General features: G+C 54.3%; 12 protein-coding genes. 7 read left to right on the forward strand and 5 right to left on the reverse strand.

What is annotated here, in order from left to right:
• Nucleotides 1-3: 3 nt before the first annotated feature.
• Nucleotides 4-267 (forward strand): GrxA family glutaredoxin, encoded by a 264-nt coding sequence (locus tag M8006_RS10325; protein ID WP_250081875.1) that lies wholly within the window; start codon nt 4-6, stop codon nt 265-267.
• A 110-nt stretch (nt 268-377) separates the two neighbouring features.
• Nucleotides 378-1,175, forward strand: coding sequence for a VOC family protein (locus M8006_RS10330; RefSeq protein WP_250081877.1), 798 nt, complete (start codon nt 378-380; stop codon nt 1,173-1,175).
• 78 nt (nt 1,176-1,253) lie between these two features.
• Here M8006_RS10330 and M8006_RS10335 read toward each other — a convergent pair whose 3' ends face one another.
• Together M8006_RS10335 and M8006_RS10340 are read right to left on the reverse strand one after the other, a co-directional pair.
• The gene (locus tag M8006_RS10335) at nt 1,254-1,922 is read right to left on the reverse strand and encodes a CoA transferase subunit B (protein WP_179930065.1); all 669 of its coding nucleotides are present in this window, start codon (nt 1,920-1,922) and stop codon (nt 1,254-1,256) included.
• Between the two features lie 86 nt (nt 1,923-2,008).
• Entirely contained in the window at nt 2,009-2,707 is a 699-nt protein-coding gene (locus M8006_RS10340; RefSeq protein WP_250081878.1) for a CoA transferase subunit A, read from the reverse strand.
• A 223-nt stretch (nt 2,708-2,930) separates the two neighbouring features.
• Here M8006_RS10340 and M8006_RS10345 point away from each other — a divergent pair, with 223 nt between their 5' ends.
• From M8006_RS10345 to M8006_RS10355, 3 genes are all read left to right on the forward strand, one after another.
• Entirely contained in the window at nt 2,931-3,818 is an 888-nt protein-coding gene (locus tag M8006_RS10345; RefSeq protein ID WP_250081881.1) for a LysR family transcriptional regulator, read from the forward strand.
• Between the two features lie 74 nt (nt 3,819-3,892).
• Entirely contained in the window at nt 3,893-4,774 is an 882-nt protein-coding gene (yihG, locus tag M8006_RS10350; RefSeq protein WP_250081882.1) for a 1-acylglycerol-3-phosphate O-acyltransferase, YihG family, read from the forward strand.
• The gene (locus tag M8006_RS10355) at nt 4,711-5,688 is read left to right on the forward strand and encodes a M23 family metallopeptidase (protein WP_250081884.1); all 978 of its coding nucleotides are present in this window, start codon (nt 4,711-4,713) and stop codon (nt 5,686-5,688) included. The genes yihG and M8006_RS10355 overlap by 64 nt, the downstream gene beginning before the upstream one ends.
• 53 nt (nt 5,689-5,741) lie before the next feature.
• Here M8006_RS10355 and gcvT read toward each other — a convergent pair whose 3' ends face one another.
• A complete protein-coding gene (gene gcvT, locus M8006_RS10360) occupies nt 5,742-6,872 on the reverse strand; it encodes a glycine cleavage system aminomethyltransferase GcvT (protein WP_250081886.1) in 1,131 nt (376 codons plus the stop codon).
• 152 nt (nt 6,873-7,024) lie between these two features.
• Nucleotides 7,025-8,422 (reverse strand): alanine/glycine:cation symporter family protein, encoded by a 1,398-nt coding sequence (locus M8006_RS10365; protein ID WP_284047015.1) that lies wholly within the window; start codon nt 8,420-8,422, stop codon nt 7,025-7,027.
• A 417-nt stretch (nt 8,423-8,839) separates the two neighbouring features.
• Here M8006_RS10365 and gcvH point away from each other — a divergent pair, with 417 nt between their 5' ends.
• The gene (gene gcvH, locus M8006_RS10370; protein WP_250081890.1) at nt 8,840-9,226 is read left to right on the forward strand and encodes a glycine cleavage system protein GcvH; all 387 of its coding nucleotides are present in this window, start codon (nt 8,840-8,842) and stop codon (nt 9,224-9,226) included.
• 128 nt (nt 9,227-9,354) lie between these two features.
• Nucleotides 9,355-12,294, forward strand: a complete 2,940-nt coding sequence (gene gcvP / locus M8006_RS10375; RefSeq protein WP_250081973.1) for an aminomethyl-transferring glycine dehydrogenase — start codon at nt 9,355-9,357, stop codon at nt 12,292-12,294.
• Here the strand turns inward: gcvP and M8006_RS10380 are convergent.
• Complete coding sequence (locus M8006_RS10380; protein WP_250081893.1) at nt 12,291-13,196, reverse strand: LysR family transcriptional regulator; 906 nt, start codon at nt 13,194-13,196, stop codon at nt 12,291-12,293. The two genes, gcvP and M8006_RS10380, sit on opposite strands and share 4 nt — an antisense overlap.
• Nucleotides 13,197-13,325 lie beyond the last annotated feature (129 nt).

Consider the following 13,325-nt stretch of genomic DNA (forward strand, 5'->3'; position numbering starts at 1 on the left):
TATATGTTCGTCGTGATTTACGGCCGTCTTTCCTGCCCATTTTGTGTCATGGCCAAGCGCCTCGCCGAACAGCTAGAGGGAAGCGGCAAAATAGATGGCGTACGCTACATCGACATGCCCTCAGAAGGGATTACCAAAGAAGACATTGCCAAGACGGCGGGTAAAGCCATTCGTACCGTCCCTCAGATATTTGTTGATCAAGAACACATCGGCGGTTTTACTGAATTTGAGCAGTTTGTACGCCAAAATCCTGCGCTTTCTGCCTAAAAGCTTCCAGGCGTTTACGCGCGTTGAACGCGACTTTTTTGCCTTGCCTATAATGACTCAATCCGCCATTTGCATTGGCGCTGACACAGCATATTAGGCGAGGATAATTCATGTTCCCCCCCAAGGCGCACCATCCGGTGTCACAGCGTGAGGCGTTTATACAAGAGTTATGGCTAGATTACGTACATACGCATCCAGACATTGCGTCGTTACGCCTCTGGCCTACTGATACGCCTCCCGCCTATTTCTCGTTGCTTACGCTTAACCACGGCGCCTATGGCATTAGCTACCTTACTCCGGCACTAACCCGCTTGGGTTATGAACCCGTGGGCCACTATGCAATGGCAGATAAAGGGCTTTTGGTCTCGGTGCTAGCCCCCGAAAATGGCGGGAGCTGGCTAATATTGGCCGAACTACAAACCGGCACGCTATGCAAAGCCCCTCGCGATGCGCTTATCGCCCTCATGCAGCAAGCACCCACTGCAGAGAGTGAGACACACTCGCTTTTTCACCAAGGCCGCCCATGGCCGATGCCCACATGGCGGCTCTACCAAACCCTCAATGAGACACACCCATTAGCGGCTTGGCTTTCTGTCATGGGCCCGCGCCTTCACCACACAGGGTTTGATTGCCAACAGTTAGAGGTGCCACTTCCCACACTCGATCAACAACTGCGTGATGCGGGATTGATCGGGGGCGACAGCTTGCAGCACGGCGTGTTTCCGGTATCAAATCTACTTGATCACCGCTTCTACCTTACCACCGCGCAAAAAACCGTGTTTGCCGAAGGCGACGAGCACCGTATCTGCTTAGGCGGCTTGGCGCTGGTACAAAAGCACGTTGGCGATGGTTACGAGCAAGTCGCGGAGCTGTTGCTGCCCCACCATACCCGCTGCGAAATGGCCTAAGTGACACTTCTTTATATCTACATATCTACGCCACCTAAGCCACTTGCGCCTGAGCTATCTTGCTTGTTCTACCGTAACCTACGACGCTTCAACAAACGTCATTTCCGGCACATGATCGGGTACAATCAGCTTTCCGGCCGTTTTCTCGACGATCTCTTCAACGCTGACCCCTGGGGCACGTTCTTTGAGGATAAAGGCGCCGTCTTTAATCTCCAGGTACGCCAAATCGGTGAGCACACGATTAATACAGCCCGCCCCAGTGAGCGGTAGGTTACACTGCTCCAAAAGCTTGGATTCACCGTGCTTGGAGGCGTGGGTCATCGTGCAAATAATATTCTCTGCACCCGCCACAAGATCCATCGCGCCACCCATGCCTTTAATCAATTTACCAGGGATCATCCAAGAGGCAATATTGCCGTTTTGATCAATCTCAAAAGCGCCTAATACCGTTAAATCGACGTGGCCACCGCGGATCATGGCAAACGATTCCGCCGAGGAGAAAATCGCCGCGCCCGGGCGTGCGGTTACGGTCTGCTTACCGGCGTTGATCATATCCGGATCGAGTTCGTCTTCGGTCGGGAAGCGCCCCATGCCTAATAAGCCATTCTCTGATTGCAACATGACATCCATGCCGTCAGGAATGTAGTTCGCTACCAATGTCGGAATACCAATCCCGAGGTTCACATAAAAACCGTCTTCTAATTCGCGGGCAACGCGCTGAGCCATCTGTTCACGTGTCAAAGCCATGGTGTCTTTACCTCTTATTGTCCTAAGACGTCTTGTTGTCTCAAGATGGAAATCGATTTGAGCCTGTTTGCGGGTTTCGCTAAGCGTTAGCTATGTACGGTGCGCTTCTCGATACGCTTTTCAAAAGCGCCTTGAATCAGACGATCCACGTAGATACCCGGCGTATGAATTTGGCTCGGATCGAGCTCGCCCGGCTCAACAATCTCTTCCACCTCAACCACGGTAATCTTGCCCGCAGTGGCCGCCATCGGATTGAAGTTCTGCGCGGTATGGTGATACATGACGTTGCCGTACCAGTCAGCTTTCCATCCTTTTACAATGGCAAAATCACCCACGATCGCCTCTTCCATAATGTGCGGACGGCCATTAAATTCGCGCACTTCTTTACCATCACCAATTGGCGTGCCATAGCCCGTGGCGGTATAAAAAGCGGGAATACCGGCACCGCCAGCACGCATTTTCTCTGCCAGCGTGCCTTGAGGGGTAAGTACCACCTCAATTTCATCGTTGAGCATTTGCTGCTCAAACATCGCATTTTCACCCACATAAGAAGCCAAAATCTTGCGAATTTGGCGATCTTCCAACAAAAGCCCCAAACCGAAGCCATCCACGCCGCAGTTATTAGAGACCACGGTTAAATCTTTAGCGCCGCGGCGCTTGATTTCTGCAATTAAATTCTCCGGGATCCCGCACAGGCCAAAACCGCCCGCAATGACGGTCATACCGCTTTCAATCCCTTCCATTGCTTCTTCGTAAGAAGCGACACGCTTATCAAATCCTGACATGGTGGTTCCTCGCTTGTTATTGGTGGATCACTTCCCGTGCACTGGGCGGATACGATTGATCATTCGCTACGCCAATACTTAACGTAACGCCAGTGTTGTGCCAGATTATATATTTGTTAAGTTTGTTTTTCTTATCAATTTATTTTTAAATCTTATCAATATTTTCCTGACTTCCACATTTTGGTCACACACACTTTTCAATTAGGGCGGTAAAATACTCAGCATGACCGTGAAACAGTTACGTGCATTTCTCGCTGTAGCGCAAACCTTAAGCTTCACTCAGGCCTGCGAGCGGCTGCATTTATCGCAGCCCGCCCTTAGCCTTGCGATAAAAGGATTAGAAGAAACGCTCGGGGGTAAGCTCTTAATTCGTAGCACCCGCAGCGTGCGCCTCACCCCTGAGGGGGAATCGCTTTTACCGTTAGCAAAACACTTGCTAGCGCAGTGGGATAACACTGAAGAACGCTTACGCCAACGCTTCACGCTTCAGCTTGGACGACTAAGCGTGGCTGCGATGCCGTCGTTTGCTTGTAACTTACTACCCGCCGCCCTGGTAAAATTTCGCCAGCAGTACCCAAAAATCAACGTTACCGTACACGATGTCGTCAATGAAGAAGTCACCGACATGGTGCGTTCAAGGCAAGTGGAAATAGGAATCGCTTTTGCCCCGGAAGGGGCCGGTAGCCTACTTTTCACGCCCCTGTTTGAGGACCACTTTGTCGCTGTGGTGCCGCGTTCAAGCCGCCCAGCAAAGGCCATGCGACTTTCTTGGGCTGATTTACTGACTCATGATTTTATTACGCTACAGCGACCTTCGCTGGTCCGCCGCTTATTAGAGCAGGCCCTTCAGCAACAAGATATCGCCCTTCCCGTGGCGTTTGAGAGCCATCAGCTCTCAACGGTTGGCCGCATGGTGGCCGATGGCTTAGGCGTCAGCGCCGTGCCCTCAATGTGCATCCAACAAATGCACGAACTCGGCGCACACTGCGTTCCGCTCACCACGCCAGGCGTTTCGTGCCGGGTCGGTATCCTGACGCATCAGGAGCTTTCCGTCGCCGCACAGGCGCTGCGCGATGTCCTGCTCGACACGGTTCAAGCGCCGAGTCTATGACGCATCGCTGTGAAGTACGGGCAATATCCATTAGCATTTACCCGATAACTGAACGCTATGGGGAAGCATCAAGCATGCCAATCGTTAAGGGGCTGGTCAGCGCGTTGCTGTTCACGGTGAACACATTTTTCTGGGGCGTTCCGCTGATTGCACTCACGCTGCTCAAACTGCTTGCACCGACACAAGCGCTAAAAGCCGTGATGCTCAAAGGCTTAAACACCGTAGCGTTGAATTGGATCGGCTTTAACCTTTGGTGGATGTGTCACTGGCTAAAACCTAACCTCAGCACAGACGTGCCGGATGGTTTAAGCCAAGATCAGTGGTGGCTGGTGATCTCCAATCACCGCAGCTGGACTGACATTTTTATGTTGCTTATGGCACTGCATCGACAAATTCCTATGCCGCGTTTTTTTCTCAAAACCCAATTGATTTGGATCCCTATTGTGGGCCTTGCCTTTTGGGCGCTTGAGTTTCCCTTTATGCGCCGCTATAGCCGAGAGCAAATGGAGAAAAACCCCAAGCTGGCCGACATTGACCGCCGTGCCACCGAGCGTATGTGCCAGCGCGCACGACACCACCCCATCGCCATCTTTAATTTTGTCGAAGGCACCAGGTTCACACTCGCCAAGCGCGATGCTCAGCAAAGCCCCTACCAACACCTGCTACGACCTAAAGCGGGGGGTGTCGCGCAAGTGATTAATCTGATGGGCGATCAACTCGATGGTATTTTGGATGTCACGATCAGCTACGAAAATCCAAGTCCAACCTTTTGGGGTTTCTTATGCGGCCAAGAAGCCCCAGTGACTCTTACTGCACGACGGCTAGAAGTACCCGCCTGGATGCTAGATACTCACTACCACGCGCAATCGCAGCATAAGGAACGCTTCCACGCATGGATCAACACACTGTGGCAGGAAAAAGATGCCCAGTTAGACTGCCGCACCGATCACGACTAAACCTTGGCTGGCTCGCACTGGTCGTCATCGCAGCGACACTGACACTCACCGGGTGTGCTGGCAATTCGAGTCAACCTGAGCGTGTTGATCGGCCTGCAAGGCAGGCTGATTCGATCAATGGTTACTGGGTTTCCATCCAACGCGGCGATACATTGGGCAAACTCGCGCAGCGTGCCGACGTACCCCTTGAGCGCTTGCAGCGATTTAACCCCAGCGCCGACTCGCGTCGCCTTGCGGTGGGTCAGAAGATTTTGATCCCTACTCAGCAGGAGCGTGCACCCTCCGGTGGGCCGTACCGCTATCAAGTGCGCCCGGGCGATACTTACGCTGCCATCGCTCGCCACTTTGGCACCGATAGCCGCCACATTCAGCGTGCCAACTCAGGCGTTTCCCCAACCGCGTTACGGGTGGGCCAGCTAATTAGCGTCCCGCTTAATGGCGCTTCCACGGCACGCGCTTCAGGGCAAGCCGCGAAAGCGTCTAACGGTTCTTCTTCTAGCGCTCCCACGGCAAGCCCAACAACAAGCGGTTTGCCTGCTTCCGCGCGACGCTGGCCGTGGCCACTGGACGACTATCGCATTGTGAGACGCTTTGGTGCAGATAGCCGTGGCACCCTGCAGCCGATGTTGCTGGCGACTCAAGCCGGCGCTAAGGCCAAGGCCGTCGCCGCAGGAGACGTGCGCTTTGCTGGCAGTATGCGCCAGCTTGGCCAGGTCGCGATTGTCCACCACCCGGATAATCTTCAGAGCGTGTATGCACTTTGCGATACGCTGCATGTCGATGAAGGCGTGCGTGTTAAGGCTGGCGATCGGTTGTGCGACGTCGGTCAAAATAGCAGCAACCAACGCTACGATTTGCTCTTCGACTTGCGCCAAGGGGGTAAGCCGATTGATCCGAGAGAGGTGCTTAAATAACCCCGTATCACCAATTGCCGACGACGTTTATCCGAGATAGCTATCCGCGATGGCTATCCGCGATAATATCCCGGCGCCACAAAGGGCGTTTTGGTTACCGCCATGGGCAGCTTTTTGCCGCGCACCTCAGCATAAACCTGGGTATCAGCGGCCTCAAAGTCGCGCTTTACGTATCCCATGGCGACCGGTTTGCCCAGGCTAGGACCAAACCCACCCGACGTCACCACACCAATCTCGTTGCTATTCGCATCGACTAACGGCGCGCCTTCCCGCACCGGCGCACGCCCTTCTGCCACGAGCCCTACCCGCTTACGCGTGTGATCTTTCGCATCCACTTGATGCAGAATAAGGTCGGCCCCGGGGAACCCCCCAGCACGCTCACCGCCATGGCGACGCGGTTTGCTAATCGCCCAAATAAGCCCGGCTTCCACCGGCGTGGTTTGGGTATCCATATCATGACCGTAAAGACAAAGGCCCGCTTCCAAGCGCAGAGAATCGCGCGCGCCAAGGCCAATCGGTTCGACCTCTGGCTCTGCCAGCAGTTGTTTGGCGAACGTTTCGGCGGATGCCGCGGAAACGGAAATTTCAAAGCCGTCTTCGCCAGTATAGCCGCTGCGACTTACCCACATTTCTTCGCCCGCCAGCTCGCCTTCAGCCAACGTAAAGCGAGAATGCTGCATAAATACCAAATCGCACGCTTGCGGGCACAGCCGCGCCATCACATCGGCCGCCTTTGGCCCTTGAAGCGCCAGCAGTGCACGGTCGTCAAGATACTCAATAGCGTTGGTATTGCCTAAATTCGCGCGTAAATGAGCTAAGTCTTGCTCTTTACACGCTGCGTTGACAACCAAATAGAAATGATCGCCGGCATTCACGATCATCAAATCATCTAGGATTCCGCCTTCGGTGCTCGTAAAAAGACCGTAGCGCTGAGCGCCTTTTGAAAGGCCCACAATATCGGCCGGAATCAACGTTTCTAGGGCTTCTGCCACGTTATCGCCGCGTATAAGAATTTGACCCATGTGCGAAACATCAAATAGCCCACAATGAGCGCGGGTGTGCTCGTGCTCTTTTTTCACCCCGAGTGGGAATTGCACCGGCATCTCATAGCCAGCAAAGGGTACCAACTTGGCCCCTAGCTCAACGTGGAGGCCATGTAGCGGTGTCTGGTTTAAGTCGCTCATGTTTTTTCCTCATTGCTAGAAAAAAGAGCAGGAAGGCACTGGCGCGCCTCCCCACTCTCGATATCGTCACGCTAAATCACATCACGATGTTTGCTACGACTGTTTTTAACAATTGTGTTCAACAACTATTTTCAACACAACATGTCAAATCATCATGATGACTTGTCATGGTCCAGCTCTTCACCAGGCAGTATATCTTTCCCATCAAAGTAGTCTTTGGTCAGTTTGAAGACGATCGGTGATAGTAGCGCCAAGGCAATCAAATTGGGAATCGCCATCATGGCATTAAAGACGCTCGCCAGTACCCAGACGAGATTTAGGTTCGCCATGGCACCCAACGGGATCGCGATGATAAAGAGCACCCGGTAAAGCATGATCGAGCGAGTACCGAACAGGAACTGGAAGCACTTCTCACCATAGAAGGACCACCCCAGGATAGTGGTAAAGGCGAAGACCGCCAGAGCAAAGGTCACCACGTATTCCCCAATTCCCGGCAATGCCAGGTCGAATGAGATCGCAGTCAAGCGCGCGCCGGTCTCACCTCCGTCCCACTCAACGCTGGTAAGAATCACCAAGGCGGTAATGGTGCAGACAATGATGGTATCGATAAAGGTACCCAACATGGCGATCAAACCCTGTCTAATCGGGTTCTTGGTCTGCGCCGCCGCATGAGCGATCGGCGCGCTGCCCAGGCCAGCCTCGTTAGAGAAAATACCACGCGCTACGCCAAACTGAATCGCCATGGCCACGCCAGCCCCCGCAAAGCCACCTGCTGCCGCGATGGGGTTGAAGGCATGGTAGAAGATCAAGCTGAACGCTTCGCCAATCTGGTTAGCGTTGAGAATCAATACCAGGATACCCGCCAACACATAGGCGATCCCCATGATGGGCACCAGCTTACCTGCCACCTTGGCGATACGCTTGATGCCCCCGAGAATCACGGCGCCGGCCAACACCATAAGGATCAGCCCAGTAAGCCAATGCGGCACACCTAACGACTCGCTGAGCCCTTCAGCTACCGAGTTAGATTGCACGGTATTGCCGATACCGAAAGCCGCCACCGCGCCGAATAGGGCGAAGGCACCGCCCAGCCACACCCACTTTTTGCCGAGACCGTTCTTGATATAAAACATCGGTCCACCGACATGGTAGCCGGTGCTGTCGGTCTCGCGATAGCGCACGGCCAGAACGGCCTCGGCGAATTTGGTCGCCATGCCCACCAGGGCAGTGATCCACATCCAGAACACCGCACCTGGGCCACCCAAGAAGATGGCAGTGGCCACACCAGCAATGTTACCGGTACCGATAGTGGCTGACAGCGCCGTCATCAGAGCGTTAAACGGGGAAATCTCACCATCGTCGTCTGTTTTCGTTTTGCCATCGGGCGTGTGTTTAGCGTCACGCCCCTGCCACATCAATTTAAAGCCGGTCCCGAGCTTACGGATCGGTATCAGTTTGAGACCAAGCTGAAGGTAGATACCGACGCCCAACAGAAGGATTAGCATGGGAACGCCCCACACAATGCCTTCCACCGAGCTCAAGAATGTCATTAATGCTTCCACGAGACTCTCCTTATAACCCTTTACAGTTGTTTTATATCGTTAGTGTTGTAAGCAAATTTACTACTGTTTTGCCAGGTTTATTGTGATGGATATGATTTACCACCCTATGACGCGTGGTCACATCTCGCACCAACACGCTATGACAAAGAATTAGCGCGCCACCTCGCTTTATTATGGTTCCTCTGACGACTTTTGCATTTTTTAACAGAAAAAGTTACTGCTTGAGGCAATGTCATCAGTAAGACCAACGCATAAACTAAAACAACTGGAGGCGTCATCAAAGGGGTGAGAAGAAATTTGTTTCCAAAAAGAAACAAGGTAACATGCAAACTACTTTTTGAGCGCATAGCCACGGCATGAGACCATAGGCAGGTGTGTTGACCACGTTCTACATAGGAAATAGTCATGAGCCAAGTTCCGGATAATCTTCAATACGCCGAAAGTCACGAGTGGGTGCTGGATAACGGCGACGGCACTGTCACCATTGGCATCACCGATCACGCCCAAGAAGCGCTTGGCGACGTGGTCTTTGTCGAGCTGCCTGAAGTGGGCCAAACGCTCAGCAAAGGTGAAGAGTTTGGTGTGATTGAGTCTGTCAAAGCGGCTTCTGATCTTTATTCCCCTATCAATGGCGAAGTGATCGAGATAAATGAAGCCCTTGAAGACGCCCCAGAAACCGTCAATGAAGAACCTTACGAGGGTGGCTGGATCATGAAAGTGCATCTCGACGGCGCTGTTGAAGGCTTGCTAGACGCCGACAGCTACCAAGCCACGATCGACGCAGAAAGCTAAGCCGTTCATCCTCTCCACTGCCGCCTGCTGTACCCCATCTTCGTCCTCGTCAGCAGGCGTACTTATTCGCCTGTCCTTTGTTTTCGTTTAGAACCGTCTTTGGATTAAGCCCTATGCCTCACCGCCCTATGTTTTCTAGGTCACAGTCTTCTAGGTCACTTTCTTCTACGCCTGAGCCTTTTGCGTCCCGCCGCCTGGCCGAACTGGCCGACCATGACGCCTTTATCAAGCGTCACAACGGCCCTGATGACAGTGACACCCAGGCCATTCTCAGCACACTGAATATTGCGTCAATGGCGGATCTTATCGAGCAGACGGTTCCTACCGATATTCGCCTTGGCCGCGAATTGGCGCTGGATGAACCACGCAGCGAAGCAGAAGCACTGGATTACTTGGCGCAACTGGCGCGGCAAAACCGCGTCGCGAAGAATTTTATCGGCCAGGGCTATTACGGTACCCACATGCCCGCGGTCATTCAGCGTAACGTGCTAGAAAACCCGGGTTGGTATACCGCCTATACGCCCTACCAACCCGAGATTTCCCAAGGCCGCCTGGAAGGGCTGCTCAACTTTCAACAGGTGGTGATGGATTTAACCGGCATGGAACTAGCCAACGCCTCGCTGTTGGATGAAGCCACCGCTGCTGCCGAAGGCATGGCGCTGTGTAAGCGCGCCAACAAGAAAAACAAATCCAACGCGTTCTTCGTCGCCGACGATGTCTTCCCGCAGACGCTGGATGTTCTCAGAACCCGCGCTGAATTTTTCGGTTTTGAGCTAATTATCGCCCCTGCCGAATCCCTCGGCGAACACAACGTTTTCGGCGCGCTGCTGCAATACCCCGGCGATAGCGGCCAACTGCGCGACCTGGCGCCGTTGCTGAGAACGGCCGCCGAACACAACGTGATGACCTGCGTGGCGACGGACTTGCTAAGCCTGGTATTACTTAAAGAACCAGGCGCGCTTGGCGCCGATATCGTCGTGGGCAGCTCGCAACGATTCGGCGTCCCCATGGGCTTTGGCGGCCCGCACGCGGCATTTTTTGCCACCTCGGATAAGCTCAAGCGCTCGATTCCTGGCCGTATTATCGGCGTTTCCAAAGACAGCCGAGGCGCCACCGCGCTACGCATGGCAATGCAGACCCGCGAGCAACACATCCGTCGCGAGAAGGCGACGTCTAACATCTGCACCGCGCAAGCGCTGTTGGCCAATATTGCTGGTTTCTACGCAACCTACCACGGTGCCGACGGACTCCGCACCATCGCCCACCGCGTACATCGCTTGACCACGATTCTTGCTCACGGCCTCAAGCAAGTGGGCGTCGCCCTGGCGCACGATACCTGGTTCGACACGCTACGCTTAACCGGCGTGGATAGCGGCAAGATTCACGGTCGCGCCATGACCCACGATGTCAATTTACGCTTCTTAGCCGACGGCGATGTCGGTATCAGCTTGGATGAAACCACTACGGCACACGATGTCGCGCTGCTGTTTGATGTGATTCTTGGCGATGAACACGGCCTCTCAGTGGCGAGGCTAGACGAAAACGTCGTTGCGGATAGCGTATCCGGGATTCCCCACGCCTGCCAGCGTGAAAGCGGCTTTCTTACGCATCCGACGTTCAAACGCTACCGCAGCGAAACCGAAATGCTGCGTTATTTAAAGCGTTTGGAAAACAAAGACCTGTCGCTGGCGCATGCCATGATCCCGCTGGGTTCGTGCACGATGAAGCTCAACGCCACCAGCGAGATGATTCCGGTTTCCTGGTCGGCCTTCGCCCACCTGCACCCGTTCGCGCCGCGCGACCAGGTGGCGGGCTACCACCAGATGATCGATGAGTTAGCGGCATTTCTGGGCGAAATTACCGGCTACGACCACATCTCGATGCAGCCCAACTCCGGTGCTCAAGGCGAATACGCTGGCCTCTTGGCCATTCGCCGCTACCAGGCCGCGCAGAATGAAGCGCACCGCGATGTGTGCTTGATCCCTAGCTCCGCGCACGGCACCAACCCCGCGTCTGCCGCCATGTTAGGCATGAAGGTAGTGGTCGTTGAGTGCGATCGCGATGGCAACATCGACTTGGATGATCTCACCCATAAAGCCGAGCAGCACCGCGATACGTTGTCGGCGATCATGATCACCTACCCGTCCACCCACGGGGTGTTTGAATCCCACGTGCGCGCGGTGTGTGACGTAGTGCATCAGCACGGCGGGCAGGTATACGTTGACGGCGCCAACATGAACGCCCAGGTCGGCATCACTCGCCCTGGCGATTTCGGCGGCGATGTTTCGCACCTCAACCTGCACAAGACATTCTGTATTCCCCACGGCGGTGGCGGCCCTGGCATGGGGCCAATTGGCGTCAAAGCGCATCTGGCACCGTTTGTGGCCAACCACGCCGTCACCCCGATCGAAGGTGTGCAAGCAACCAGCGGCGCCGTCTCCGCGGCCGCCTTTGGCAGCGCCTCTATCTTGCCGATCTCTTGGGCGTATATCAAAATGATGGGCGCTCGCGGCTTGCGAGAGGCAACTGAGCTAGCGATCCTCAATGCCAACTACATCGCCAAGCGCCTGGAAGATAGCTACCCGGTGCTCTACAAAGGTGAAAATGGCACCGTCGCCCACGAGTGCATTATCGATATTCGCCCGCTAAAAGCCGCCTCAGGTATCAGTGAAGAGGATATCGCCAAGCGGCTGATGGATTACGGCTTCCACGCGCCGACTATGTCTTTTCCGGTGCCGGGGACGCTAATGATCGAGCCAACCGAGTCGGAGTCGCGCTACGAAATCGACCGCTTCTGCGAGGCGATGATCCGTATCCGCGAGGAGATCGGTAACGTGGAAAGCGGCGAGTGGCCACTGGAAAATAACCCGCTAGTCCACGCCCCCCACACCATGGCGGATCTAATGGATGCAAGCTGGAGTCGTCCGTACGACCGCGAACTAGGCGCCTTCCCCACCGAGGCAGTGAAAGCAGCGAAGTACTGGCCGGCGGTAAACCGCGTGGATAACGTCTTCGGTGACCGGCAGCTTATTTGCTCTTGCCCGACGATCGACGAGTACCGCGATTAATTCGGCGTTTTCTCATATACCTTTTCATGACCACGCTGCTCTCGGAACCCCGAGAGCAGCTTTTCATAGCGCTTAGGTAGCGTAGCGCCGCGACGATGCACCAGATAAAGCACCTCATCTACGCCATGGGTCAGATTGAGTTCTTTAACCTGGCGCTGCCAAGGCGAGGTTTCCAGTACTAGCCGGGATACGACGGTGAACCCCAACCCCCGCGCGACGGCATCCAGCACCATACTCACTTCGTTGGTGAAGCCTTGGTGACGAAAATGCGCCATAGAACGAAACGCATCAGGATAATTTTTTTTCAACAGCATGGTGGCGTGATTGATGCCGTCGTAATAGTTGATGAAGCCAATCCCCATTAGATCCGACAGTGTGCTTCCAGCAAAATCCGCCGGCACCACCAAGCACAATGGCTCTTTGAACCAAACTGCACAGCTCAGCTCAGGATGGTTGATCGCTTCCGTCACAATGCCAATATCGTAACGACCATGAATTAAATCCGTGATGATTTCATGATTAAAAGCGAAGCTGTAGTTGACCGTCAAATTGGGGCGCATTTGCTGTTGGCCCAAAATATAAGGATAAAACATCAACCCCACGCTTCCTGGCGAAGCGATGCGACACTCACCGCTATCCAGCGAATCATCATCAAGGCCGTGGCGAAACTGCTCATGCTCGGCAAAGAGCTTGAGGGCGTAATCGTAGGCCCGCCGCCCGGCTTCGGTCAGGATAAAACGCCGCCCTTGGCGTTGTAGCAGGGGTTTACCCAAGTAAGTTTCCAACTTGCGAATATGCTGGCTCACTCCCGGCTGGGTCATTTCCAGACGCTGCGCGGTGCGGGTAAAGCTACCCGTTTCTACCAGCGTGATGTAAGTACGAAAGTAGTGCGCATTAAACATATCGGCGAGCCAAAACGTGACAATGAAAGCGCTCAGAATAGTAGCACACTTGCACTACGCCTCGTGCCCTCTCGCTGTATCCCGCTAAGCGCCGTGGTAATATTCCACCACGTGTTTTTGCTATGTTCT

Source organism: Halomonas llamarensis (assembly GCF_023555005.1).
Classification (GTDB): domain Bacteria; phylum Pseudomonadota; class Gammaproteobacteria; order Pseudomonadales; family Halomonadaceae; genus Vreelandella; species Vreelandella llamarensis.